General features: G+C 56.5%; 22 protein-coding genes. 12 read left to right on the forward strand and 10 right to left on the reverse strand.

Annotated elements, in window-relative coordinates; genetic code table 11:
• Positions 1 to 99 precede the first annotated feature (99 nt).
• From HMPREF2609_RS09250 to HMPREF2609_RS09260, 3 genes are all read left to right on the forward strand, one after another.
• Positions 100 to 933, forward strand: coding sequence for an ABC transporter substrate-binding protein (locus HMPREF2609_RS09250; protein WP_037231173.1), 834 nt, complete (start codon positions 100 to 102; stop codon positions 931 to 933).
• 87 nt (positions 934 to 1020) lie between these two features.
• On the forward strand, positions 1021 to 1824 hold the full coding sequence (locus HMPREF2609_RS09255; RefSeq protein WP_070536518.1) for an amino acid ABC transporter permease: 804 nt from the start codon (positions 1021 to 1023) through the stop codon (positions 1822 to 1824).
• A 27-nt stretch (positions 1825 to 1851) separates the two neighbouring features.
• Entirely contained in the window at positions 1852 to 2655 is an 804-nt protein-coding gene (locus tag HMPREF2609_RS09260; RefSeq protein ID WP_048753661.1) for an amino acid ABC transporter ATP-binding protein, read from the forward strand.
• Positions 2656 to 2868: 213 nt separating this feature from the next.
• On the opposite strand, the gene HMPREF2609_RS09265 is transcribed toward HMPREF2609_RS09260, so the two are convergent.
• Both HMPREF2609_RS09265 and HMPREF2609_RS11185 read right to left on the reverse strand, forming a co-directional pair.
• On the reverse strand, positions 2869 to 3246 hold the full coding sequence (locus tag HMPREF2609_RS09265) for a cupin domain-containing protein (protein WP_238382373.1): 378 nt from the start codon (positions 3244 to 3246) through the stop codon (positions 2869 to 2871).
• A 145-nt stretch (positions 3247 to 3391) separates the two neighbouring features.
• Positions 3392 to 4885 (reverse strand): phosphatase PAP2 family protein, encoded by a 1494-nt coding sequence (locus HMPREF2609_RS11185; RefSeq protein WP_246824159.1) that lies wholly within the window; start codon positions 4883 to 4885, stop codon positions 3392 to 3394.
• 141 nt (positions 4886 to 5026) lie between these two features.
• Between HMPREF2609_RS11185 and HMPREF2609_RS09275 the strand changes: the two genes are divergently transcribed.
• Entirely contained in the window at positions 5027 to 6079 is a 1053-nt protein-coding gene (locus tag HMPREF2609_RS09275; protein WP_070536520.1) for an o-succinylbenzoate synthase, read from the forward strand.
• 102 nt (positions 6080 to 6181) lie between these two features.
• Positions 6182 to 8113, forward strand: a complete 1932-nt coding sequence (gene menD, locus HMPREF2609_RS09280; RefSeq protein ID WP_210391468.1) for a 2-succinyl-5-enolpyruvyl-6-hydroxy-3-cyclohexene-1-carboxylic-acid synthase — start codon at positions 6182 to 6184, stop codon at positions 8111 to 8113.
• 157 nt (positions 8114 to 8270) lie between these two features.
• Here the strand turns inward: menD and HMPREF2609_RS09285 are convergent, their stop codons facing one another.
• A complete protein-coding gene (locus HMPREF2609_RS09285) occupies positions 8271 to 9164 on the reverse strand; it encodes an MBL fold metallo-hydrolase (protein WP_013397713.1) in 894 nt (297 codons plus the stop codon).
• A 173-nt stretch (positions 9165 to 9337) separates the two neighbouring features.
• On the opposite strand from HMPREF2609_RS09285, the gene gluQRS reads away from it, so the two are divergent.
• Both gluQRS and putP read left to right on the forward strand, forming a co-directional pair.
• Positions 9338 to 10327: a tRNA glutamyl-Q(34) synthetase GluQRS gene (gluQRS, locus tag HMPREF2609_RS09290; RefSeq protein WP_246825634.1), complete on the forward strand. Its 990-nt coding sequence runs from the start codon at positions 9338 to 9340 to the stop codon at positions 10325 to 10327.
• A 301-nt stretch (positions 10328 to 10628) separates the two neighbouring features.
• Entirely contained in the window at positions 10629 to 12125 is a 1497-nt protein-coding gene (gene putP, locus HMPREF2609_RS09295; RefSeq protein WP_070536522.1) for a sodium/proline symporter PutP, read from the forward strand.
• Between the two features lie 109 nt (positions 12126 to 12234).
• On the opposite strand, the gene HMPREF2609_RS09300 is transcribed toward putP, so the two are convergent.
• On the reverse strand, positions 12235 to 13617 hold the full coding sequence (locus tag HMPREF2609_RS09300) for a hypothetical protein (protein WP_246825635.1): 1383 nt from the start codon (positions 13615 to 13617) through the stop codon (positions 12235 to 12237).
• 307 nt (positions 13618 to 13924) lie between these two features.
• Here HMPREF2609_RS09300 and HMPREF2609_RS09305 point away from each other — a divergent pair, with 307 nt between their 5' ends.
• From HMPREF2609_RS09305 to HMPREF2609_RS09320, 4 genes are all read left to right on the forward strand, one after another.
• Positions 13925 to 14878: a 1,4-dihydroxy-2-naphthoyl-CoA synthase gene (locus tag HMPREF2609_RS09305; protein ID WP_070536565.1), complete on the forward strand. Its 954-nt coding sequence runs from the start codon at positions 13925 to 13927 to the stop codon at positions 14876 to 14878.
• Positions 14879 to 14910: 32 nt separating this feature from the next.
• Positions 14911 to 16386 carry an AMP-binding protein gene (locus HMPREF2609_RS09310; protein WP_246825636.1) on the forward strand — a complete coding sequence of 492 codons (1476 nt, stop codon included), beginning with the start codon at positions 14911 to 14913 and terminating at the stop codon, positions 16384 to 16386.
• A gap of 50 nt (positions 16387 to 16436) precedes the next feature.
• Positions 16437 to 17351, forward strand: a complete 915-nt coding sequence (locus HMPREF2609_RS09315) for a 1,4-dihydroxy-2-naphthoate polyprenyltransferase (RefSeq protein ID WP_070536526.1) — start codon at positions 16437 to 16439, stop codon at positions 17349 to 17351.
• Between the two features lie 363 nt (positions 17352 to 17714).
• A complete protein-coding gene (locus tag HMPREF2609_RS09320; protein ID WP_070536528.1) occupies positions 17715 to 18959 on the forward strand; it encodes a trypsin-like serine peptidase in 1245 nt (414 codons plus the stop codon).
• A gap of 196 nt (positions 18960 to 19155) precedes the next feature.
• Here the strand turns inward: HMPREF2609_RS09320 and HMPREF2609_RS09325 are convergent, their stop codons facing one another.
• A complete protein-coding gene (locus HMPREF2609_RS09325) occupies positions 19156 to 19443 on the reverse strand; it encodes a DUF4229 domain-containing protein (RefSeq protein WP_004005418.1) in 288 nt (95 codons plus the stop codon).
• Between the two features lie 124 nt (positions 19444 to 19567).
• On the opposite strand from HMPREF2609_RS09325, the gene HMPREF2609_RS09330 reads away from it, so the two are divergent.
• Entirely contained in the window at positions 19568 to 20002 is a 435-nt protein-coding gene (locus HMPREF2609_RS09330; protein WP_070536530.1) for a PLD nuclease N-terminal domain-containing protein, read from the forward strand.
• Between the two features lie 329 nt (positions 20003 to 20331).
• On the opposite strand, the gene ccsB is transcribed toward HMPREF2609_RS09330, so the two are convergent.
• The 5 genes from ccsB to HMPREF2609_RS09355 form a co-directional block, all read right to left on the reverse strand.
• Entirely contained in the window at positions 20332 to 21444 is a 1113-nt protein-coding gene (gene ccsB, locus HMPREF2609_RS09335; RefSeq protein WP_070536532.1) for a c-type cytochrome biogenesis protein CcsB, read from the reverse strand.
• A gap of 3 nt (positions 21445 to 21447) precedes the next feature.
• Positions 21448 to 23202, reverse strand: coding sequence for a cytochrome c biogenesis protein ResB (locus tag HMPREF2609_RS09340; protein WP_246825637.1), 1755 nt, complete (start codon positions 23200 to 23202; stop codon positions 21448 to 21450).
• 15 nt (positions 23203 to 23217) lie between these two features.
• Entirely contained in the window at positions 23218 to 24234 is a 1017-nt protein-coding gene (locus HMPREF2609_RS09345) for a cytochrome c biogenesis CcdA family protein (RefSeq protein WP_070536534.1), read from the reverse strand.
• Entirely contained in the window at positions 24227 to 24868 is a 642-nt protein-coding gene (locus tag HMPREF2609_RS09350; protein ID WP_070536536.1) for a TlpA family protein disulfide reductase, read from the reverse strand. The genes HMPREF2609_RS09345 and HMPREF2609_RS09350 overlap by 8 nt, the downstream gene beginning before the upstream one ends.
• Positions 24869 to 24935: 67 nt before the next feature.
• Positions 24936 to 25625, reverse strand: coding sequence for a histidine phosphatase family protein (locus HMPREF2609_RS09355; protein ID WP_070536538.1), 690 nt, complete (start codon positions 25623 to 25625; stop codon positions 24936 to 24938).
• Between the last annotated feature and the right edge of the window lie 26 nt (positions 25626 to 25651).

The following is a 25651-nucleotide window of genomic DNA, read 5'->3' on the forward strand; positions in this document are numbered from 1 at the left end:
TCCTCAGAAAAATAATGAATATTTATAGGTATACTTGCATTCTTTATCGCACAGGTGCACAATGGAAAACATCAAAATTTTCTACACACGGAGCACACCATGTCGATTTTCACCGCAAAACCCAACCTCAAAAAGTCCCTCGCGCTCCTCGCGCTCGCACCCCTCGTCCTCACCGGATGCGTCTCGACCGCATCCGACGGCGAAAACGGAGAGGTAAACCTTATCAACAACGGCGTCCTCACCGTCTGCACCAACACCCCCTACATGCCCTTCGAATACGAAGAAAACGGAAAAATCGTAGGTATCGATGCAGATATCGCAAACGCTATCGCCAAAGACCTGGGCGCAGAAGCACAACTCACCTCCATCAGCTTTGAAGGCCTCGATTCGGGCACCGGACTCACCAGCGGACAATGCGATATTGCTCTCGCGGGTATCAGCGTGACCGACGAGCGGAAATCCAAGATGGAATTCACCGATGTCTATTTTGAAGACAATCAGGCAATTCTGGTCCCCAAAAACTCTAAGATCTCCTCCGTCGAAGATCTTAAGAACGCCAAAGTAGGCGCTCAGCAGGCAACCAGCGGCGAATCCTACGCCAAAGAAAAAGGTGCGGATGTTGTGCAGTACGAGGACAACGAGCTCATGTTCTCGGCATTGAAGACCGGTCAAGTGCAGGCCGTCTCGGCAAACCTCTCGGTTATTTCTGAGGCGCTAACCAAAGACCCCGACTCTTTCAAGATCGCCTACCAGACCTCGGAAAACGCCGACCAGATTGCCGGTGCAGTAGCCCCCGAGAAGAAAGCCCTGCTAGATAAAGCAAATAAGACAATTCAGCAGCTCAAGTCCAGCGGCGAACTCGATAAGATCAAGGAAAAGTGGACCAAGGCTAAGTCTTCGCCCTCATCCGCATCTTCATCCAGCGCAAACTAACCGCGATTAGCGCGGTGCGCGTTCGTTCGCTCACGTGCACCGCGCATCCTGAATATCACGATAAACACAGACTACGTTAGTGTAACGATGGCACAGAATAAACTATCTCCCCGCAAAAAACAGGCGATGTTCCGGTACTCCCAGTACGCTCTGCTGGCGGTTATCGCGGTTCTTATTATTGCCCTTGCCGACTGGAAAACGCTGTCCAGTCAGGTATTCAACCTTGAGGTTGCGCAAAAGCAGTTCCCGAACGTTATTACGGTAGCGCTCAAGAATACCCTGATCTACACGGCCCTGGGTTTCGCCGTGGGTCTAAGCCTTGGTCTTATCCTGGCACTCATGCGTATCTCATCGATCGCACCCTATCGGTGGCTGGCTACAATCTATGTCGAAATTTTCCGTGGCATTCCGGCGCTCTTGGTGTTCTTTGCCTTCGGTTACGGCATTCCCCTAGCCTTCAAAATCCGGTTTGTCGATAACCTCATTCCGGTAACACTCTCCCTTGGACTGGTGTCCTCTGCCTATATCAGCGAGGTGCTGCGTGCTGGACTACAGGCGGTTCCGAAAGGTCAGTATGAGGCGGCACGGTCGCTGGGCATGTCGCACACCCGGGCGATGCTCTCGGTAATTATTCCGCAGGCATTCCGCATCGTGCTCCCCCCGCTGACTAACGAAGTTATTCTGCTGACTAAGGATTCCTCGCTCGTGTACCTGCTGGGTGTACAAATCGCGCAGTACGAGCTGGCGAAATTCGGGCGTGAAGGTATTACCACATCCGGCGCGGGGCTCACTCCCCTGGTAGTCGCGGGCCTGTGCTACCTGATTATTACCGTGCCGCTGGGGCAGCTATCCGCATATTTTGAGAAGCGCACGGGCGCATCACGCAAGTAACCACGACAAAGACTTTGGGAGATTGTCATGACTGACACAGTAACATCGGCGGCATCGGTGAGCATCACGGGGCTACACAAGTCTTATGGCAAAAACGAGGTGCTGCGCGGTATTGATATTCAGGTTGAACCGGGCGAGGTCGTCTGTCTGATCGGCCCTTCGGGATCGGGTAAATCAACGCTTCTGCGATGTGTAAACCTGCTCGAAGAGCCCAATGCGGGAACCATTACCGTGGGCGGTGTCGAGGTAACCGATCCGGATGCCGATATTAACGCCTTGCGCACCCGCATGGGCATGGTGTTTCAGCAGTTTAACCTGTTCGGACATCTGAGCGTGCTTGATAACTGCACGATTGCCCAGATCAAGGTCTTGGGTCGTGATCGTGCAACGGCAGAAAAGATTGCCCGCGAACAGCTGGCGAAAGTGGGGCTGGCAGATAAGGAAAATGCCTACCCGAGTAAACTTTCGGGCGGCCAGCAGCAGCGTGTGGCGATCGCTAGGGCGCTGTCGATGAATCCCGAACTCATGCTCTTCGACGAGCCGACAAGCGCGCTCGACCCCGAAATGGTGGGCGATGTTCTTACGATTATGCGTGATCTCGCCGACGAAGGCATGACGATGATCGTGGTGACTCACGAGATGAGCTTCGCCCGCGATGTCGCCGATAAGGTCGTCTTCATGGCGGATGGCGTGGTCGTCGAAGAGGGGCCCGCCGAGCGGGTGATCGGAAGCCCGCAGCATGAACGTACCAAGACATTCTTAGCGCGTGTGCTTGATCCCACCCACGTGGATGAAACCCCCGCAGATCAGGATGCGGCAGCAAACGCCTAGTCCGTTTGCCCTGTTCAGACCAACCCCGCAGATACGTTTTCCTCCAAGTGCTCCGTGAGGAAGGTATCTGCGGGGTTTTTACCGTTTCACAGAAAACCTGCTCATAACAGCTTTGCCTGTTGGGGAGAATATACGACAATGTCCCGTATCCGTCGCTGAATACGGGACATTACCGTGCTTAAAGGGATTTATTTATTTCTAAGGCGTTGTGCCCTAGACCTGTTCAACCTCAATAGTGATATTAGGCTCCGGATGTGATTCTCCGGTCAGCATAATGACCATCAGGGTCGAGTCTTCGAGTGCCGTGACCGAGTGCAACAGCTTTGCCGTGGTGTGGATGATTTTACCGGGTTCCAGAATAATACTCTGCCCCTTGGCGCTGTAATCAACCTTGCCTTTAAGCACCTGCACAATCACCGGATGTACACTGTGGTGTTCGTGCCAAGATTGACCGCCTGCCAGCTCCATTAGGGTGATGCTGCCACCATCGGCATCAAGAAGTTTCTTTGCCTGCGGCTTAGTCTCAAAGGGGGTAAGAACTTCGGTGAGCTGTGGGAAAACAATCACACGCCCTTCGTGAGTACCCGCCATGAGTTCTAACCTTTCGCCGATGATGGTTGTTCTTTTAGGATACGAACGTCCTAAAATCTGCATGAACTGTACTAAATTCTATGCCTGTGTTAGGGGCTAGGCAAAAAGTGAGGCATATATTTCATAACGTGATACGAATACGTCCTTAGTATTCCCACACGCGCGTATAGGGAGAAGATACCTGGTTACGCGGGCGCAGAAGCCGCACCAGTATCGCCGTGGTTCCCGTGCTGACCGCCAGAATCATGCAGGTTGAGGCAACGAACACTCCCCCGGGCATGGTGGAAAACATGGTGACCGCATACATCGCGGCCGCGCAGAACGAGAGGAACAGGCTTGCAATCGTCAGCAGAGGCACCGCGATGGCTCCCACCACGCGAGGGGTCGGTGCGTTAAATTCTGCACGGCGCAGGTACCGAAGAACGCCCAAGCCGAGAACGGTCCAGAGAGCAACTACCAAAATCGCGCTAATAACATCCGCTGGGCGGTGCCAGCCGTTAATAATGGTGGATGCGCCCGTAGCGCAGGTCGCCATCGCCGCCAGGACCGCAATCGTGGGTCGAAGCGCGCGAGGCGCTGCGATAAACAGAGCGGCGCCCGCAGAAGCGGCGAATGCCGTGTGCCCGCTTGGTGCGGAGTTCAAGAGGGCTTCCTGAATACCGAAATTAGGTTTGGTGACCACATAATTCTTGAGGACGTGGACGCTCAAACACGCGCCCGTGCCCGCAAGAATACCCACGATAGCGGGCAGGATGCGGTGCTTCCAGATCAGCCCAATAATAATGCCGATCACCGCGATTACGCCGGTAATTGTCGGCAGGTTATCGAGAGCCGCCAGGGTGGGACGCTGGTATTCCGCGAACTGGCTGGCATATTCGGTAAACGCATTTTCGTCGAGCTGCTGCCCGGTACGGCTGTAGATGAAGAACTGGAGCGTGGCGTAGAGCAGGGCACCGAACAGCACCATGACACCCAAATGCTGCGCCACAACCTTGGTACTTGGCGGATCATTAGGAATGGGCGCTTCTGCGGGAACACCTGCCCCGGGGGCCGCAGGGTTCGGGCGAGCGCCGTATCCGGCATAGTTCGCGGCGCTCATCGTCGGGTTAGCGGCGTGGGGATGCGCGGCGGCATTGTACTGCGGCGTGCCCGGGGGCGTGGTCTGCATACCGGGAGCACCCGTTGGCATGGCGACCGTGGCAGGATAATCAGCCGAAGGGGCTATATCCGGCTGCACACGGGTTTGCGGCTGGGCGGCACGCGTGTGTTGAACGTAGTGAGCACGCGGATCCTGCGATGCGCTGATGGCTTCGGTTGGAGAATCGTCAAGAGCGTCGAGGGCTACTGTGTCAGAGCTTTCACGGGGTTTAGGCGCCTCGTGCGGGTTCGGGATGGCGCGGGTTGCGTCCGTGTCTGGTGAGGAAGATGGCAGATCCTGAAGCTCCAGAAATTCGGTCGCGTCATCATCGGTTTCATAGGAAGATTGGATGCTCGATAACGGAACCGTCGCATCGACATCGGCACTGTCGTTATCGGCTAGAGTCTGAGGAGATAGAATACGCGTAGCATCATCCGTGTCATTCGAGGTACTGGTATGGCGAGGAACATGACCACGCGATGTGTGAGGACCCTGTGACATACTTTTTCCCTCCAAAATGTCTGTGATGCGGTGTCTGTAAACACGACATAGAAAACACTATCTCAGGTTAAGCTATGAAAAATACGTGTTTTCTAAATTCCAAGCTGGGAGTTTACCGAGAATACCTTAAGGAGAAACGCCATGTCATCCGTGCCGCCGCTAGGATACGGGTTCATCACTGAGGGCTTAGCTTTGCCGCCGTTAGAGCAGGTTTTACGCGCCGTTCGAGTGGTTGATATTCCCATGCGGGTGACCTTCCGCTCAGTCAATCGGCGCCAGAGTGCGCTGATACAGGGTCCCGCCGGATGGGGCGAGTTCGCGCCGTTTTTAGAGTATGACGATCATGAGGCGGCGGCGTGGTTAGCTTGTGCGTTAGAGTCTGCCTGGCTGGGGGCGCCGCCCGTTCGACGAACCACTATTCCGGTGAACGCGACCCTTCCCGCGGTGAGCGCCGAGCAGGTTCCCGAAGTGCTGAACAACTATCGTGGAACCATCCACGAGCTTAAAATCAAGGTTGCTGAGAAGGGGCAGACTCTCGACGATGATATTGCCCGCGTTGCGGCGGCGCGGTGTGCCCTCCCGAACGCGCGGTTAAAGGTGGACGCTAATGCGGGGTGGAGCGTCCCCGAAGCTCTCGAAGCCCTTGCGGCGCTGAACGAGTACGATCTACTTTATGCCGAGCAGCCCGTCGCCACGGTTGATGAGCTTGCGCAGGTGCGTGCCCTGGTGCGCGAGCACGGCCTTTCGATGCTCATCGCCGCCGACGAATCCGTGCGTAAAGCTAGTGACCCTCTCAAGGTGGCGCAGGCGCACGCCGCCGATGTGCTGATCGTCAAGGCGGCGCCTTTAGGCGGGGTTCGGCGCGCACTAAAGATCGTTGAACAGGCGGGTTTACCCGCGGGGGTGTCTTCGGCGCTGGAGTCTTCCGTAGGTATTGCAACCGGTGTGTCTTTGGCGGCGGCTCTGCCGGATCTTCCCTATGCGTGCGGGCTGAGTACGGTCTCGCTGATGAGCGCCGATGTGACCGAAAATTCGCTGCTTGCTCGCGACGGCGAGCTCGAAGTGCGACGGGTTGTGCCTACGGAGTCGGCGCTGAGGTGCGTTGAAGCAGAGGGCGAAGTGCGGGATGCCTGGATGGAGCGCATCCGACGGTGCTACCTGGTGCTTCAAGAAGCCTTGCCCACGAGTCTTTAGCCAGGTATGTTCTGAACGTTCTGGTCAGTGTTCTGGGGGCTAACTGCCCGTTTAGGGGCCCCATATTCTTCACACGCCCAAACACCGGTCTAGAATAGACGGGTGACTGAAAACCCCGACTGTGCCGACACCGTTCAATCTCCCCCCGCTCCAGACTCCATGCTCTCCGCCGTCGCCGTGCTCGATTCCCTGATTCGCGCGGGCATGCGGCATGTGGTGGTTTCTCCAGGTTCTCGAAGCGCTCCCCTGGCGTATGCGGTTGCGGCGGCCGAAGAGGCAGGTGCGTTGGTTGCCCACGTGCGCGTTGATGAGCGCGTGGCAGCGTTTACGGCGCTGGGTATCGCGAAAGCTTCGCAGCTGCCCGTGGGGTTAGTGTGTACCTCGGGAACGGCGCTGGGTGAGTATTTGCCTGCCGTGATGGAGGCTTACCATGCCGGGGTTCCGCTGGCGATCATGAGCGCGGACCGTCCCGTAAGGCTGCGTGGAACCGGTGCTAATCAGACGACGGTTCAAACCGATTTTTTCTCTCCCTTTGTGCGCGCAAGTGCTGATTTGACCTCGTACCCCGAACATAATCCTGGGCAGCAGACCGCCGATTTTATGGCATGTTTAGCGGCGCTGACCGGCAGCGATGCGCAGGATTGGTCGCGCGCAAGCGATGAGCCCGTGGGGCCGGCGCATATTAACGTGTGTTTCGATACCCCGCTCACACCTTCGGCTCGGACAGCCGAGATTCTTCCCACCTGGGCCGCATCGCTTGCCAAGCATATTGCCCCGGGGGCCGCATCGTACCCCGTTGAGCTTGAGCCTGCGCGGCTGAGCCCTGTCGAGAAGTTTTGGCTGATGCAGCATGAACAGGCGGCTCAGGCCTCGCCACTTAAACCCGAAGGCGCACCAGACTGCCCGAAAACGGTGGTGATCGCGGGAGACGGTGCCGAGCCGTTCGCTGCCGAGTTTGCCCGCGCGTTGAATCTGCCGCTGCTGGCAGAGCCTTCTTCGCAGGCGCGGCACGGCGCTACCTCGATTCCCCAGTACACGACGGTGCTCGGGGAACATGCGGCTTCCGAGCTGGGGCAGAGCATCGAGCGAACTATTTTATGCGGGCATCCTACGCTTTCGCGCGCTATTTCTGCGCTTTTAGCGCGTACCGATGTGCAGCATGCCTACTATGCGCCTCGGCGCGCCAGCTGGTACGAACCCGGCACCCGTGCCGTTCGCGAGATTGATTCGCCCGCCGAACTTGAAGCCTTTGCGCTTATGGGATCGGGCGTGCGGGCCGATGATACCTGGCTTGATGCTTGGGTCACTGCCGGTCAGCGAGCTCAGGAGGCATCGCTCACGTCGATCGAAGCCTATCGTTATGCCGAGTCTGAAACAGTGCAGCCGCAGACCTCTGCTCCATCCGAGGAATGTCACCAAGACGGTGCACATACTTCTCAGCCTGCTAGAATTCCCGCTCAGGCGCTTGCACTCCAAACCTGGAATACATGCGCACAGCAAAGTCGAGCCCTTGTCGTCGGCTCGTCGAGTATTGTGCGCGATCTAGATATTATCGCCCCCGCTCTTGGTGCCGATGCGCCCGCACGGGTTCTCGCAAACCGCGGGCTTTCCGGCATTGACGGGCTTATCGCAACGGCTGTCGGTGTTTCTTTAGCGGGCTACTACCCCACCGGCAACGCACGCACGGCTGTCGATGCTTCCGCCCATGTGGCGGGCGCGCCGATTCCGGTTACCCTCATATGCGGCGATTTGACCTTTCAATACGACATTTCTGCACTGAACCTGCCCATGACTGAGCTTCTGCCCGATCTTGACGTCGTCGTCTATGACGATGCTGGAGGCAGTATTTTTACCGCACTGGAACACGGAACTCTCGCCCAGAATCCACAATTTACCCGCGCCATCGAGCGGTTCTTCACGGTTCAGGCGGCACCGAATACGGATTTGGAACGCATGGCGGCGGGCTTCGGTGAGGAGTCGGGTATTCGGGTGCGCATTCACCGCCCGAACGATATTTTCGATACCCAAGCTTAGGCTGCGCCTTACCCCTTCTAAGATTCGCAGAATAAGACCTCCGCACAGGGACGCACCATAACCTCGAAATGGTACGTACCCTATGCAGAGGTTTTCAGAAATTCTTATGAATATGACAATATATGTCATATCCAGTCGTCATATGTCTGCGCTTATGCTAGTGCAGGCTGCCAATCGTGATAGGACCGGTGTATCCGGTGGTTTCAGAGCTGTCGGTAGGCACTTCGGTACCGTCAAGCTGTGCCATACGATCTAGCAAGAACCGGGTAGGTCCGGGTGCGTACGGCAGGTGGTACATGGCGGCGGTGGTACTCGCATCATTCGGGTCAATAGTCGAATGGCGAATAGCGTAAATAGCCTTCTTCATGGTTTCCTGAAAACGTTCCACAAAGTCACGCTCTACGGGGTCGCCGCAGCCAGGCACATAGACGCGGTAACGATCAAGCTCAAGAAGCGCGCCTAGGGTCTCTACCCAACGATCGGGGAAAGAGTCTTCAAAGGATGGGTCGGTCCCCTGCTCCAGCAGACCGCCCGTAAAGAGCACGTCGTCGATGCCCACCAAGATATCGCCCTCGGTATGGCCGGGACCCAAGTAGATGAGGGTTGCCGAGCGCTCCCCCAGATCAACCGGGGTAAAGGTAATGCCTTCCCCGCTTTGGGCAACCAAATGATTTGGCACCACGATATCGGTTGCCGCTCCCTGGTGATGTGCCATCTCAGGTTCTAGGGTCTCCACATACAGGCGCTGCCTATCTCCGTACTTCTTGATAGCGCGTGCCGCCCGTGGGTGCGACCAAAACTCTTCGGTGCCCATAGCCGCAAAAACGTCGTTCCCGAAGTAACGCTCGGGGTGTGCGTGCGTATTGACGACGACGAGGGGCATACGGGTAATACGACGAACCTCATCATAAATTTCGGTTGCCTGTCGAGGTCCTGCACCGGTATCGATCACGAGTGCTTTCTCAAGACCGAGGATGAGTCCGGTATTTAGACAGTAGTTATCGGTTGCAATACGATAAACACCGTCCGCTAGTTCAATCGTGGTTGCCATACTTCTAACGGTACTCGACTTTAGCGTCAGATACGGAATATTTTTATAAAGGTTTAATAACACACTTGCGAACGTTTATCACGAAGTTCCCCGTGAGGTTGTTATTATTTTGTTATTTTTTGTCGAATCCTATGGCGTGAGGCACTTTTAGAGGTACCGCTAGGATTAAAACCATGAGCTTACTCAGCACCACCACCCAGGATTCTTTCACAATGCACGATCCTGCTTCACCAGGCGCGGGCAGGTACGCACCGTCCCCCTCTGGAGACCTACATCTGGGCAATCTGCGCACCGCAATTCTCGCATGGCTTCTCGCGCGACAAGAGGGGCTACGCTTTGTAATGCGCATCGAAGATCTCGATCGTGTGCGCCCCGGCGCCGCCGAACAGCAGCTCGCCGACTTAAAATCTTTGGGGCTCGATTGGGATGCAACACCCGGCGAAGACCCAAGGCGCCACGACCATGTTTTACGCCAGAGCACACGGCTTGCCGCCTACGATGCCGCCGTGCAGAAGCTCCAGGATGCGGGGCTGCTCTACGAATGCTATTGCACGCGCCGCGAGATTTTGGAGGCAACTTCGGCACCGCACGGCATCCCCGGCTCCTATCCGGGAACATGTCGCAATCTGAGTGATACCGAGCGTAAATCTCGCCGTGAGATACGCCCTCCCGCCCTGCGTTTGCGCGCCGAAATCAGCGAATTTACGGTACAGGATATGTTTGCCGGTGAGTATACGGGCGCCGTCGATGACGTGGTGGTTCGCCGCAACGACGGCACCTACGCCTACAACCTAGCCGTCGTGGTCGATGACCATTATCAGGGCGTGACCCAGGTGGTGCGCGGAGACGATTTATTATCTTCCGCTCCACGCCAGGCGTACTTGGCAGCACTCCTAGGGTATGAACCACCCCACTATGCCCACGTCCCCTTAGCCCTCAACACGGAAGGTAAGCGTCTAGCGAAACGCGACGGCGCGGTAACACTAAGGCAACTTCGGGATGCAGGGTTTGCAGAGCCCGATATTTTGGAGTGGATTCGAGCCTCCATTCCCATTCTAGATGCCCCACAGTTCCCGAAATCGGCGCAGGATTTTCTGGAATACTTCGACCCTAAAGCCATGAGCCCCAAGCCGTGGATCATTACAAATCCTTTAGATTTATAAGAAGCAAAAGCATCACCACACGCTACCCGTTCACGTTGTGGTCAAAGCAACCTCAAGAGCCGCGAATTTTCGGGGTCGTTTCGTCAAAATTTCCCACATAAAACCACGCTTTACCACGGCATACCTCGTTTGATGTGAATATATATTCAGCAGTATGTAAACACGCTGAATGCATTACGAGTTGGTAAATCCATTCCGAGAGGTTAGACTGTATCCCAAGCCACTCATAAAGTCATAGAGTTGCGCATAATTACACAGATAGTTACGTGACGGAATCCCAACCACTAGATAGGAATGAGAGATGACCGACGGTACGTTCCAAGTCATCGCACTGGCGATTTACTTTATCGCCATGATTGTGATTGGTCTGTGGGCAAACAGTAAAAATAACGACCTTGACGACTATGTGCTTGGAGGACGACAGCTCTCCCCCACCGTCGCGGCTCTCTCGGCAGGCGCCGCAGATATGTCCGGCTGGCTCCTGATGGGTTTGCCCGGCGCTGTTTATTTAGCCGGTCTTTCCAAATCATGGATTGCTATCGGTCTGACAATCGGCGCATGGGTCAACTGGAAATATATTGCACCCCGTCTGCGTACCTACACCGAAGTCGCTGGCGATGCCGTTACCGTCCCTGTGTTCCTCAGCAACCGACTGCACGATAAGTACAATATTCTGCGTATTTTTGCAGGCATCATTATCCTCGTCTTCTTCACCTTCTACGTCTCCTCCGGCATGGTTGCTGGCGGTAAATTCTTCGAGTCTTCCTTCCACCAGAACTACCTCACCGGTATGCTTCTCGTCGCCGGTATCACCATGTTCTACACCTTCTTCGGCGGGTTCATGGGTGCCTCCTACACCGATATGGTGCAGGGTCTTCTGATGCTCGCCGCGTTGATTGCTGTGCCGATCGTGGCTATTACCAATATGGGCGGACTCGACCACGTCACGGATGCCGTCGCCAACGTTCGCCCCGACGCCCTGGGACTTTTCGCGGGAACTACGTTTATCGGCATCGCTTCGGCGCTCGCCTGGGGCCTAGGCTATTTCGGACAGCCGCATATTATCGTGCGTTTCATGGCCCTGCGCACTCCCGAAGATGCGAAAGCCGGGCGTCGCATCGGCATGAGCTGGATGGTACTGACCGTGGTAGGCTCCATCAGCACGGCGTTCGTGGGCGTAGCCTACTTTGCAACCCACCCCGAAGTTTCTCTCACCGATAAGGAAAGTGCGGAGACAGTCTTCCTGGATCTCGCGCAGATTCTCTTCCACCCCTTTATCGCCGGCATGATTCTGGCTGCCGTTCTCGCGGCTATTATGTCCACGCTATCCTCGCAGCTAGTGGTCTGCTCCTCGGCTCTCGTGGAAGATCTTTACGGTGTCTTTGTGAAGAAGAAGCTCAGCTCAAACCAGTCACTCTGGCTTGGACGTGCGGGCGTAGCGATTGTGGCGGTCATCGCGACTCTCATGGCGCTCGATAAGAACAACTCGATTCTCTCGCTCGTGGAGTTCGCATGGGCAGGCTTTGGTTCGGCCTTCGGCCCAATCGTGATCCTCTCGCTGTACTGGCGCAAGCTCACCCTACCGGGCGCAGTCTCGGGCATGGTCGTGGGTGCTGTCGTCACCTTCTTCTGGCGCCAGGTCTTCAACCTCACCGAAACGATCGATGTTTACGAGATGATCCCCGGGTTCTTCCTAGCCTTCCTGGTGACCGTCGTGGTCTCGCTTGCAACCTATGAGAAGAACGAGGAAATTGAACAAGAGTTCGATAAGGCTGCAGAGCTCGCTAAGGCTGGCTAAGGTCTGAACTTCTGCTCACAGATTTGCCCCGATCCGCGCATTACGGATCGGGGCAAATTTTTAATATTTTCAACTCTAACCTCTGTCTAGGGACTAATTCACACGGCTTTTAGAGCGTGCCCGCCATCAGTTCCTGGCACCATTTCTGGATCGGATGGCTAGCCTCCAGCAAGGCTCTGCGCAAGATGCGGTACGTTTTCGCATCCGTAGCATCATCAACGTTAAAGAGTTCTTGCTCAATCTCGTAGCGTGGCTCTCGCAGCTGGTCAAGGTGCTGCAATTCGTCCAGCGTTAGCACGCGCACCACCCCATAGTTGTACCCCGTGTGCTCGTTATTCTCGGGAACATACACGCTCCGGGCGAAAGAGGGGCTGTCCTCCTCGAAAATCGTGTTCTGAAAGTTCGTGGTGTCGAGATACGCCGAATCCTCAAGATTGACGGGGCCGGCAAAATGCGAATCGGAGAAATCGACGGAATCGTTATAGATAGAATCCCCGAACGTGGCCTCCTGTAAATAGGTCGAATGCCAGAACCATGCGCGACCGTAATAGACACTCTTGCTCAGGTTCGCACGCCCACCGTAGGTGCACCGGTCAAGATCGGCGAAAGTCGCGTAGGTGCTCAAGAATAGGTCTGCGCCGCGCCTGTAATCGCAGTTCCCCAGGCTTGCGTGACCCACATAGGTGCAGCAGGCAAGATCAGCGTGCCCCTCGTAAATACTGTCATTCAGGGCAGCCTCACCCCAGTACACGTTGTAGCTCAGGCTGGCGTTGGCACGGTACACGGAATCGCTGAAATCGACGTTCCTGCGGTAGTTGCAGAAGCTCGCGTTAACCCCTCCGTTGTATGTGGAACCCGAAAAATCGGCCTCTGTGTAGTAAGCGGAATTGCTGCAATCTAAATACCAGGTGTATGTGGAACCCGAAAAATCGGCTTCAGCGTAGTAGGTGCACCCGCGCAGGTTCAGACGCCCCTCCCATTGCGAGCGCCCAAAGCTAACCGGATAGAAGAACACGCTGCCCGAAAAATCGAAGGAGAGGCGGCTCCACGGCCCCGGTCCCTCGTAGCGGGGCATAACCCGCAGGTGAATGGTATCGAGAACGGTTTGGCGGAACCGCGCCTCAGCACGAAATTCGGCTTGTTCGGCGCGGAAACGTGCCTTTTTCTGCGAATCCCAGCGTTTCTTTGGTTCTCGGTCCAGCCGCATGTAGTCTTTATGCCTGGAGGCGGGCAGGAATGGGGCATAGATGCACGCGCAAAACGTATCGATAATAACCTGTGCCTCGGCAAGGCGCTGTTCTTCGGGGGTGCGCTCATCCGCAAGCCACTCATCGGCAAGACGCACCAGAGCGTTAAACCCTCCCACGCGCGTGGCAAATCCGCTCTCCCCTAAAAGCGCGGTCGCCGCCGCATACCGTTCATGCCGCATTGCATGAAGGTGGATGAGGGAATCATCGGGTGTTGCAGAAGTTCGCGACGTGTACTCTGACATATTCTTCTGTCCTTGGTGGCTGGGCGGGCATAAATAGGCTCTTCCAGCATCTTATAGCAGGAGTGGATGCGCAAGGAATATGAACGTGACATGTTTCGTCGTGTTTGCCACTATATCGGGTAAACACACGGCAAAACCCTTGAATATGGTGCCCAGGCCTGCAATATTTCTTCAAGGAATCAACGGGTTTTATCGGAAAAGTGTGTGTACGCTTTACATCTGCTTCGCGGTTTATCGCTTAAGGGTAACGGAAGTATCCTCTTGGGTCCGGAGCATGGGCGGGTTCATACTGCGTAAAATAGGGGGCATGACTGTTACGTTCCCTCCCCAGGTTTCCGATATTTTCAACCCGCAGCACTGGCGCACCGTTGACGGGTTTGAGGATTTTACCGATATCACCTACCACCGCCAGGTGCAGCGCGACGAGACGGGCGAAATCCTGCGCGACTTGCCGACCGTGCGCATTGCTTTTAACCGACCCGAGGTGCGTAACGCCTTCCGCCCGCATACTGTAGACGAACTCTACCGGGCGCTCGATCATGCCCGCATGACCTCTGATGTAGGCACTGTACTTCTGACCGGGAACGGCCCCTCCCCCAAAGATGGCGGGTGGGCGTTCTGCTCGGGCGGCGACCAGCGCATCCGCGGGCGCGATGGCTACCACTACGCCAGCGGCGACACCGCCGAATCTATTGACCCTGCACGTGCCGGGCGGCTGCATATTCTGGAGGTGCAGCGCCTGATTCGTACCATGCCCAAGGTCGTGATCGCTCTGGTCTCCGGGTGGGCTGCGGGCGGCGGGCATTCCCTGCACGTGGTTGCGGACTTGACCATTGCTTCCGAAGAGTACGGCAAGTTTAAGCAGACCGATGCGACTGTTGGCTCTTTCGACGCAGGCTACGGTTCGGCGCTTTTGGCTCGGCAGGTTGGGCAGAAGTTTGCGCGCGAAATCTTCTTCCTCGCCAAAGAGTACGATGCACAGCGCATGTACGAGATGGGTGCCGTTAATGATGTGGTGCCCCACGCAGAACTGGAAAATAAGGGCCTGGAATATGCGGCTCATATTGCCCGGCAGTCTCCGCAGGCTATTCGCATGCTCAAGTACGCCTTCAATCTGCCCGATGACGGTATGCTCGGGCAGCAGGTTTTCGCAGGCGAAGCAACCCGCATGGCGTATATGACCGACGAGGCTGTTGAGGGGCGCGATGCGTTCCTGCAGAAGCGTGACCCCGACTGGTCGAACTATCCCTACTACTTCTAGGGTTTTACGCGTTGCAGAATAACCGTTCTGTTGTGTCGGAAGGCCCCCGCAATCCCCGTAAGTCCCGGGCGGATAGCGGCGAGGTAGACACCGCGAGAGGCGCATTCCCCGGTTCACTCACGCCGCTTCCTGCCCCACACGAGGATGCGCTGCATCCGCACGCGGTTCTCCTCAGCGCCGATGAGCCCGCCGAACCGCAAGAGATTCTGCGTGCCTTCGAGCGCTCTCTCACCGGGGACTTACTGAACAATGCTCGCGATCATCAAGACCCACTCGGGCAAACACAAGACCCGGAGTCTCTTGCGCTCGTGGTAGGCACCTCCGGGTCTACAGGTGCACCCAAACAGACGGCGTTAAGCGTGCGGGCGTTGCGGGCATCCGCCCGGGCGACCGAGAGGTTTTTTGCTGACTACCCTTCGTCCGGTGCAGCGAAGCCGCGGTGGGCAGTTTCTGAGGAACCTGCGCAATGGCTTCTCGCCCTGCCCGCTCACTATGTGGCGGGAGCCCAGGTTCTCGCCCGGTCGGTGCTCGCCGGAACGACGCCGGTAGTTGCCGCATCGATCACCGACGGGGTTAGTTTCACACCCGAGGTCTTTCTGAACGCCGCCGAACGGCTCAGCTGCGCCCGCCGGTTCGTCTCCCTCGTGCCCACACAAGTGCATAAGCTCCTAGAAGCCGCCGAAGCCAACCCCGCACTGGGGTCAGAGATTTACGATGCGCTTGGTCAGTTCACCGGCATCCTGCTTGGCGGCGCCCCGGCGAGCGCATCCCTGTTGGCAGCGGCACGAGAGCTCGGGTTGAACGTGGTCACCACCTATGGCAGCGCAGAAACCGCCGGTGGGTGCGTCTATTCGGGGACCGCGCTGCCCGGGGTGCGACTGCGTGTGGTTCCCGAAGACGCGGGTTTATTAGACAGTTCTGTGGCGGGCGACGCTGCGGCTGCCGGTCGGGGCGGCACTTCGGCAGAGGGCGCCCCTAACATCGGGCGCGTTTGGCTTGGCGGCGAGCACCTTGCCAGCGGGTATATGGGCGATAGCACGCGCACCGCATCCCATTTCTTCGTTGATGCCGACGGGTGCCGGTGGTACCGCACCGACGATTACGGCTCGCTCACCCCCACTGCTCCGGGTGCGCCAGAGAACGAGGGCGCCCCGATGCTGAACATTGTGGGGCGCTCCGATGATGTAATTATTACCGGAGGAGTCAAGATGTCCGCTCGGGCAGTTGCCGCCGTTCTTGAAAGCCATCCGGCGGTGCGTGAAGCTGCGGTCATGGGCATTCCCGATGCGCGCTGGGGCTCGGCGGTGGCTGCCGCGATCACGCTGCGGGGCGCATCCGAGGCTACATGCGATATACTGCGTGATTTCTGCACCGACAAGCTAGGTGCGGCGGGTGCCCCCAAATTCCTGAGGATACTCGCCGATTTTCCGACCGCAAGCACGGGCAAACCCGACCGGCAGGCTATATACAGTATGCTGTACAGAGAATACACAAATACGAGGGGCTAAAGACCCCGCCAAGAATCAGTTTTCGCACGCTCGCTACCGGAGGGATCACCGTGGCAACACCCGCAGAGTGGATTGAAGGCGCACGCCTGCGTACCCTACCGCTTGCCCTCGCCCCTATCATCGCCGGATCAGCCGCAGCGTACGAGATTGATGCGTTCAAGCCCTGGTATGCGTTTTTAGCGTTTTTAGTGGCGTTTTTTCTACAGATTGGGGTGAATTACGCAAACGATTATTCCGACGGTATCAAAGGCACCGATGAGGGCCGGGTTGGCCCGATGCGCCTCGTCGGTTCCGGCGCGGCAAGCGCGAAATCTGTCAAATACGCCGCGTTTTTGTGCTTTGCTCTAGCCATGTGTTCCGGTTTGATTCTGGTGGCGCTGGCAAACCAGTGGTGGTTCTTGGCGATTGGCGCCTCCGCGGTCTTCGCCGCTTGGGGGTATACCGGCGGTAAGCACCCTTACGGTTATATGGGTTTGGGCGATATTTTCGTGTTTGTCTACTTCGGACTGGTCGCCACCTTAGGAACCCTCTACACGCAGTCTCATGAGCTGACGGTGACCGGGTGGGTGTCTGCGATAGCTATCGGACTTATTTCCTGCGCCCTGCTCATGGCAAATAACGTGCGCGATATTCCGACTGACCGTAAATCCGGTAAGCTCACGCTGGCGGTGCGGCTTGGGGATTGGCGAGCGCGCATCGTCTATTGTGCGGAAATGCTGATAGCGCTTCTCTTAGGGGCTTTTGTAGTTCCGCATAATCCCTGGTTTTTGGTAACTTTTATTCTTCTGGGGCCGACTGTTCATTCTTGCGTAACGGTTTTGTTTAAACAGGGACCGGCGCTTATACCCGTACTCAAACAAGCAGGAATTGTGGCACTAATCTATAGTATTTTAGTTGCTATTTCAGTATGGCTACATGGATTAAATTTATTGAGTCATACCGTTGAGGTTTTCACAGGGTATTAAGAATACGCACCACTTCGCCAAAAACGCCCTGAACTCTGTTTTTACCGCTTATTCCCGCCATCCTACCAGCATCTCCCCATGCCAAAAAGGCTCTTTATGCGAATAAAGCAAATTTTCTAACGCTTTATTCACATAAAGAGCCTTTTTATACCCCACAGGGAATGTGGGATACTGCGGATGGATCTCACATGTTCCCACATTGTGAGTTTTTCATGACATAATTCATCTCTTTTTTGCATGTCATATTGACATTTGAAAAAATCTTTATTTACATTAATAATAATTTCAAGTGTTGACATATCATTCACTCAATTACATAGCGACTCTTGAATCACCACTCTACCCACCTGAAAGGACACTTTCGTGCGCCATTCACTTCAGGGTGCCGTGCAGCGCGCACCCTTTTTTCTTGCAGCATCTTTGCTTGTATCGACAAGTTTTATCCCAGCGAATGCGGTCTCTACCCCTAACGACTCCGCATCGTACACCCACACCGTCTCTGAGAGAAGCGACGATTCCGCTTCCGCAGTAGCACCTCTCAGCGACGACGTTCTTAACGCCGATCCCCAGGCATCGGTTGTGGCAGGTCAGGAAGGCGAGAACCCGGGGGCTATTCCTGAGGGAGACCCGCGAGTCATTACCTATTGGACGACCGAGCGTATGGAAAACGCTATTCCTGCAGATAACGTAGAGGATCCCCAGCAGGAGATCAACAATGCCGTCTCTCAGATGGAGACTGAAGAGCAGAATCCCGAGGTCGTTTCTCAGGAGGAAACCAACGAGTCCGGTGAGGAATACACCCCGCAGACTCTCACTCAGGAAGCTGACGAGCCTGAAACCACCGCTGAGTCTGTAGACCCCGTTCTGCCCGAACAGAAGAACGCACGCAATGGTGTGCAGCTTCAGGGTGCATCCAAGGTAACGAACTTCTCGCACACCAACGGCAAGATTTTCTACACCGATGCCAGTGACGGTAAAAACTATGTATGCTCCGGTGCGGCAATCAACACTCCCACCAAGCGTACCGTGGTAACCGCCGGTCACTGCGTGCACGGTGGCAAGAATAAGACCTGGCACCGCAACATCGTGTTTGTTCCCGGCTACAACCGGGGCGTGCGCCCGCATGGCACCTTCAGCGCGCAGTACCTGCGTGTTGCCAACGACTGGGTTCAGTACGGCCAGCCCACGGGCGGTACCGGCGACAGCTACAAGCACGATGTTGCCTTCATCAAGACCAACACCAACGAGAAGGGTCAGCTCCTCGTGAATATGGTAGGCGGGCACGGTTTGAACGTGGACCGCAGCCCCATCTTTGAGAGCACTGTCTTCGCATACCCCGGGAACAAAGAGTCTGGTACAGTTATGCACGCCTGCTGGGGGAACACCCACACGATCCGCATTACCCCCTACTACTTCCCCACGCTTTCGGGATGCGAGTTCGCGGGCGGATCCTCAGGTGGTCCATGGCTTGCCGACTACAATAATGCGACCGGCCTGGGCAAGGTTCAAAGCGTAACCTCGTTCGCAACTAATAACAATACGTCCGTCTCGGGTGCGATCTTCGACCGCCCCGTCTGGGACATCTACCAGAAGGCAGCTAAAGACTAAGAGCTGCCGCGAGCAGGTAGTTTTTGGTCGAGCGGGTAGGAAAACACTACCTGCTCGGATCGAAAACAACCTGCTCGCCACCTGAAATACATAAGATGCGGCTTCCCGCGCCCCTTGCCACCGCCGGGTGGATTTGGGACTGGGATGCCGCATCTTTGTTCTATGGAGGCAGATTTAGGGCTGATGGGAGAATATCTTAGAAGTCTTCGCCCGAAACCTTCTTATGCTCATCGACGAGCTGATCTTCGAGCGTGCGGTTCTCCGCTTCATCTTTGTTTTTAATGGTGGGGGCGCGTTTGAAAATTTTACGCATATCCGCGCTGGCGGCGGCGTGAAGTTTGGGGAAGAAAATATACGCCAGGGCGAAGGCGCATAGAATAGCGGCGGGACCAGCAATAAAAATACCCGCATCTATCAGCATAAAAAGGTAAAAGAGTACTACGACGAGGCCGAGCCGCAGCAGTGTGTACTTGAACAAGTTCATAACATCCAGTGTATCGGGGTTGCGATATGCCCCCAAGTAAACGAATGCGGCACGCCGGGAACGTCACAGATTATTTGACAGTTTTCATTGTTGGTTATGCTCAGAGTGTGTAACACTAGAGACTATGATTCGAGCCATGATGATTATTGGTGCTTTCGCCCTGGTGGTGGGGCTAACTCTATATACTCTCTTGGATGCGCTGCGCACGCATCAGGACCAGATGCGTACCTTCCCCAAATGGCTATGGATTATTGCGGTGATCTTCTTCCCCGTCGTGGGACCTCTCCTGTGGCTTCTGCTGGGCCGCCCGCGCGCCGTGCGAGCCCCTAAAACGCAGCAGGGCGGCGGGTTCACGGGTTCTCGGCGAGGCACACCGCCACCGGCAACATCTTCACCCGACGATGATGAAGAGTACCTGCGCTGGCTCAAGACGAAGGCCGACCGTCAGCGCCGATCTCGCGACAAGGATGCGGGCACCGGATCTGCGGACGGCGGCACGGGTGAACGTTCTGACGGCGAGAATGACGAGTCGGATGGAAAATATGGCTCTAAAAACTAAGACACGGGGTACTAGAGATTTTTTATAAATATTGTGGGCGGTACTAAAACACCCGGTAGGTGTTTAATACCGCCCACAATACATTAATCACGCAGATAAAACTGCTCTCAAGAAATATCACGCTATAAACATATTCAACTCACGGTATTCTCCACTCGGCATATAACAGCGCAGAGCCAGCTCGTCAGTCATCGAGAGCCGTTATCTCAAGCGTGTGAACCGCTAAATGACATCCCGAAGATGATAATCACGCACCAGAGTACTTTTTGCCGCATCATATACCGGCGAAATACCCTATGTATAAATCACTCTCGGTTTCACGCCCCAGATTACAACCCCGAATATGAATGCAAACCCGAGAAGAAAATATTCACGACCGTGAAATTAAAGATAATGCACGCATAGCCGATAATAGACAGCCATGCCGAGCGGGGGCCTGCCCAGCCGCGGGTGGCGCGTGCATGCAGATACGCCGCATACACCACCCAAATCACGAAGGTCCACACCTCTTTGGTGTCCCAGCCCCAGTAGCGTCCCCACGCATGATTTGCCCAAATCGCACCGGCGGCAAGCGTAAACGTCCACATTACAAACGCCAGCGCGTTCATGCGAAACGCAAAGTTCTCTAGAGCCTGGGCACTCGGGACCAAGCGCATAAACGCCCATCCGCCCGATTTACCATTCAGGATGCGCTGCTCGCGCCTGGTCTGCACCAGCTGCAGTACAGCCATCGCGAAGGTAATCGTGAACACCCCGGATGCTAACACCGCGATCGATACGTGAATTACCAGCCAATAGCTTTGCAGCGCAGGCTTCAGATGCCCCACCGGCGTGGGGAAACCAATTGTGGCGGCGCACAGCATAATGAGCACAAGCCCAGACACCAGCGTGCCCACGAAGCGCACATCGCGGAATATGAGGGTTATCAGAAACACCGCAGACACCATGAGCGCGCCCGTGGTGCAGAACTCGTACATGTTCCCCCAGGGCACGCGCTGCGCCGCGATACCGCGCATTATCACGGCGGCGGTGTGCACGAGAGCGGCAAGCACCATCACAACCACGGCGATGCGCGCGGCGGGGCGGCGAACGCCCGTGTACAGCATCGCAGAATCGGCAACCTCACCTTCGAGAGCCCGTGCGGCAGCACCCTTATACCCCATGCCGCGTTCGCCGGTGCCCTGTTCGGTACCGCCCGTGCGAACCGTATCCGCAGCGGTATTCGTCGTCGCGGATGCGCCAGAAACAGCGCCCGCACCAACCTTTATCTTCGCCTTTACGGTGGGTTTCTGTGCGGTACCCTCAGAGCGCCCTTCCAGACGCCGGGTCACGCGCGAGTTTGCCACCACATCGGAGGTGAACGCAATAAAAACGACGGTGTAAATCAGCGCCGCAATGTACATAAATAGTTCGCTGGAGCGCGCTAATGAGTCGTTCAGCATCGGCTACTTACCCTCGTTTTCATCATGGTTATCATCATCAAATTCTAGCCCCCAAGCGGCGGCGAAAGCATCGGTGAGGCGTTCGGCCTCGTTCGCAAGGCGCGGATCTTCCCCGCGTGCCAGCAAACCGTATTCGACCACGAGCACGCCATCGGCGGTGTGGGCACGCACCCATACGCGGCGGCGCGCCACGAAAAGCGAGACGATAAGCCCGACGAACGCGACCACAAAGGAGTACAGAACAATATTCTGCCCGGGGTCATGGCGCACATCCAGACCAACATAGCGCTTATACCCCAAAAACTCGATCTTTCCCTTGTTATCGGGCAGCACAGCTTCGGGATTCTGCGCGCTCAGTACAATGCCGTTGCCCTGTGCCATGGAGTTCAACTCTTGCAACTTAGAGGTATCGAGCACGTACACATTCTGCGGCTGCCCCGAGTTGAGCCCCAGATCGCCCGAATAGGACTGGAAAATCAGCATGGGGTTTGCGGGAGCGGAATCTACCGAGTGGGGTACGGTAGTGCCGCGCGCATAGTCGCCGGTAGGCAGGAACATGCCCACAAAACCAAGCTGGCTAGGTTTGGCGTCCGGAACCTTGAGCACCACCGATGAGGTGTATTTACCGTCCGTAGTAATTCCCACCACGGTGCCCTCATAGGCGACTTTACCTTCGCCATCCGTCACTCGCACCACGGGCGCATAACCATTACCCGAGAGGAAAATGCTGGTACCGCCAATATCGACCGGTTCGTTCACCTTGAGGGTCTTCTGCTCGGTGCCGCCCTGCGGGTCGTGCACCGTCAGCTCCGCCTTGTAATCGAGGTCTTGCCCGTAGGTGTGGCTGTCTTGCTGACGGTCGTAGCGCACCTGAAAATTATTGAGCGTCACCGCATACGGGGTAAGCCAGTCGGGGTTGTAATTCGTGCCGGGGGTAAACGAATCGTAGCCAATCAGCGAATTGACGAAAGTTTCATCCTGAACCAGAATTTTTTGTCCACGGTATCCATAGAGCGAACCGAAGGCGACCCCTACTAGAATGCCAATCATCGCCACGTGAAAGAGAATATTGCCGATTTCGCGCAGATACCCGCGCTCGGCACCAACCGAGTAGTGTTCGTTCTCTTCATCCCGAATTTCAACTCGGTAGTGGCTCTTTTTCAGGATGCGCGCCGCATCCTCAATTGCGCCCTTGGCACTCAGGTTCAGCCCAGCATCCGCCACGGGAACCTCAAGCTGACGGTGCACCGGCATACGGGAAAGGTTTCTGGGGGTGCGTGCCGGGGGCTTACGCCAGTCTTTCGCGTGTTTGATGGCGCGCGGGGTTACGCATCCGATCAGCGAAATAAACAGCAGCAGATAGATAGCGGAGAACCACGCCGAGGAGAACACATCGAAAAGCTGAATCTTATCGGCAAATTCGCCCCAGCCGGGATGGTTCTTAATGTAATCGGTAACCTTAGTGGGGTCTTGCACGCGCTGGGGGAAAATCGAGCCAGGCACCGCTGCAATCGCCAGCAAAAGCAGAAGCATGAGCGCCGTATTCATTTTGGTCAGCTGAGTCCAGCACCAGCGAAGCATGCCCACGAACCCGAGGGCTGGCGCATCCTTGCGCGCTGGTTTACCGGTTTTCTCGGTCTTCTCGGATGCGTTCACGGCACGCCCAGCATTTGCGGTTTTGCCCGCCTTGCGGTTTGCGGTGTTTGTGTCCTTTGCCTCTGTTGAAGTGTTTTCATCGTCGCTGTGTTCGGAAACCATGACAGCCCTCCTTTCTTAGATCGGTAGTTCGTAGGCGGGTAATGCCGCCTGTATCCATGACATCAGCTCGGTCCACAGCCCCGTCATGAGCAGTACCCCGATCAGGATGAGTACGGCACCACCCACCCGCTGTATGCCTAGGCGATGTTTTTGCGCCCACGCCAGGGTGCTCACTCCCCTGCCCATGCCCCATGCCACGAGCAGAAAGGGAACGCCCAGGCCCAGACAGTATGCGAGAGTCAGAACGACTGCCTTGCCGGTGCCGGAACCGCCCGTATATACGAGGGTCTGCACGGCCGCGAAGGTCGGCCCGATGCAGGGTGCCCATCCCAGCCCGAAGGTTATGCCCAGAATCGGTGCGCCCCACAACCCGGTGATCGGGCGGCGATGCAGGCGTTTATCGGTCTGAAAGATCGAGAGCCCGCCCAGAAATACGATTCCCATAAGCACAACCAGCGCGCCCAGAATTATCGTGACCCAGGACTGCCCCTTAAGCCAGGGTGCGGTGCCGAGCTGGGCGAGAACAACCGAGAGAAGCACGAAAATAACGGAGAATCCCGCAATAAACAGTGCAACTCCGGCGAGTAACCGCCAGGTGGCTTTGCGGCGAGTTACAGCATACTCATTCGGTGTCTGAATTTTACTCTCTGTTGTTATGGGCGCAGAAGCGCTGTGATTGTCTACTACATCCTGTGTTTGAGGTGCCGTTGGCACTAAACGCCGCGCCGCCGCCGGGTTCACGAGAGCGAAAGTTTTCGTATCCACGGGCTCCGCCGCATGCCCTTCAGCTTGTGATGCGCCCGTTGCCGGTATATTCGCCCCGGTCAGCCCCGCAACATATCCTAAATACCCCGGAACCAGCGGCAGCACGCATGGAGAGGCAAAAGAAATAAACCCCGCGAGCGCGGCAAGCGGTATCGACAGCCACAGCGAGCCATCTAGCACGGTCGAGCTGATGCTCGCCACGAGGAAAGCACCGACCCCGGCGATAGCGATGAGCGGCTGAACGGGCGTGTGCGGCACGCTAGGCACCCTTCGTCACGGTCTCGACGAGGGTTTTCAGGATGGACGGGTTAGCCTGCCCCAGCACGCGGGATGCCACGCGCCCCTTCTCGTCCAGGATCACGGTGGTGGGCACCGCCTGCGCGGGTACGTATTTGCTGAGCGAGAGAAGAACCTTGCCCGTAACGTCTTTGAAGGAGGGGTATGTGACGTTGAAGCTGCGGTCGAAGGCTTCTGCCGTGTTTTTCTCGTCACGCACGTTCACGCCGTAAAAGGCGATTTTATCTTTGAATTCTTCGGAGAGTTTCTGCAGGTCGGGTGCTTCGGCTCGGCAGGGGGCGCATCCGGCGTACCAGAAGTTCAGCAGTACCGGTTTACCGCGCAGGGATTCGGCGGTTACGGTTTTTCCGTCGAAGAGTTCGCCGGTGAAGGCGACAGGGTCACCGCGTTCGGCTTCCTGGTATTCGGTGACGGAACCATCGCCCGCGATATAGCCTTTGTTATCACCCGAATTTGCCTGTTTCGCCAGGGAATCATCGCTGGATGAGCACGCCGAGAGGAGCACGGCACCTGCGGCGGTGGCGCAAATACCCGCACCCGTGTGCAGAAGCGCGCGGCGAGTGAGTGGGGTATTTGGCGTCGTGGGTTTTGGCGTAGGGTTCATGCTTTCCTTCCGTGCCAGCTGGCGGCATCGGTGTGTGCGAAGGCCTGCGTTCTTAAACTATAGGAGACTAGCTTCCGGGAAGTTGAATCACGCCGCCGTACAGGGGCGAGGCGGGTTCGGAGTATCCGCTCACCTGCGGCATTTCATGGTCAAAATCCGTGCTCTTAAAGTCGAGGGAGGTGATCGAGGCAAGGTTACACTGGCGTGTGCGCGGGTCATGCTGCAGCATGCGGCCTTCTAACCCCAGACGGGTGACCCAGATGGGCAACTGATGCGAGACAATAATCGCTTGTGCGCCTTCGCCGCCTTTGTCGTAGGCGGTGCGTGCCGCATCCTGAATAGCGGATGCCATGCGTTTTACCTGGTCAAGGTACGGTTCCCCCCAGGATGGGCGCAGAGGGTTGTAGAGTTTGCCCCAGTGTTTACGATTGTGCAGAAGACCCTGCCTGGTCACGTGCTCGCCCTCAAAATAGTTATCGGCTTCGATAACCCGCTGATCCGCATGTGCCTCCAGACCCAGCAGCTCGGTGATTGGCGCGGCAGATTCGCGGGTGCGCAGCAGGGGTGAGCACACCAGATGCACAATCTTGGCACCGTCCTGCGCGCGCTGAGCAAATTCCTGGGCACTCATGCGCACCATGTGCTGCCCCTTCTTGGAGAGAGCGTAGCGCGGCAGACGGCCGTAGACAATACGTTCGGGGTTGTGAACTTCGCCGTGGCGCATCAGGTGAACCGTAACCGTGGGCTGAGTAGTCATTCTCTCAGTTTCTCAGACTTTCGGCG

This window comes from Rothia sp. HMSC058E10 (assembly GCF_001809415.1).
Classification (GTDB): Bacteria; Actinomycetota; Actinomycetes; order Actinomycetales; family Micrococcaceae; genus Rothia; species Rothia dentocariosa.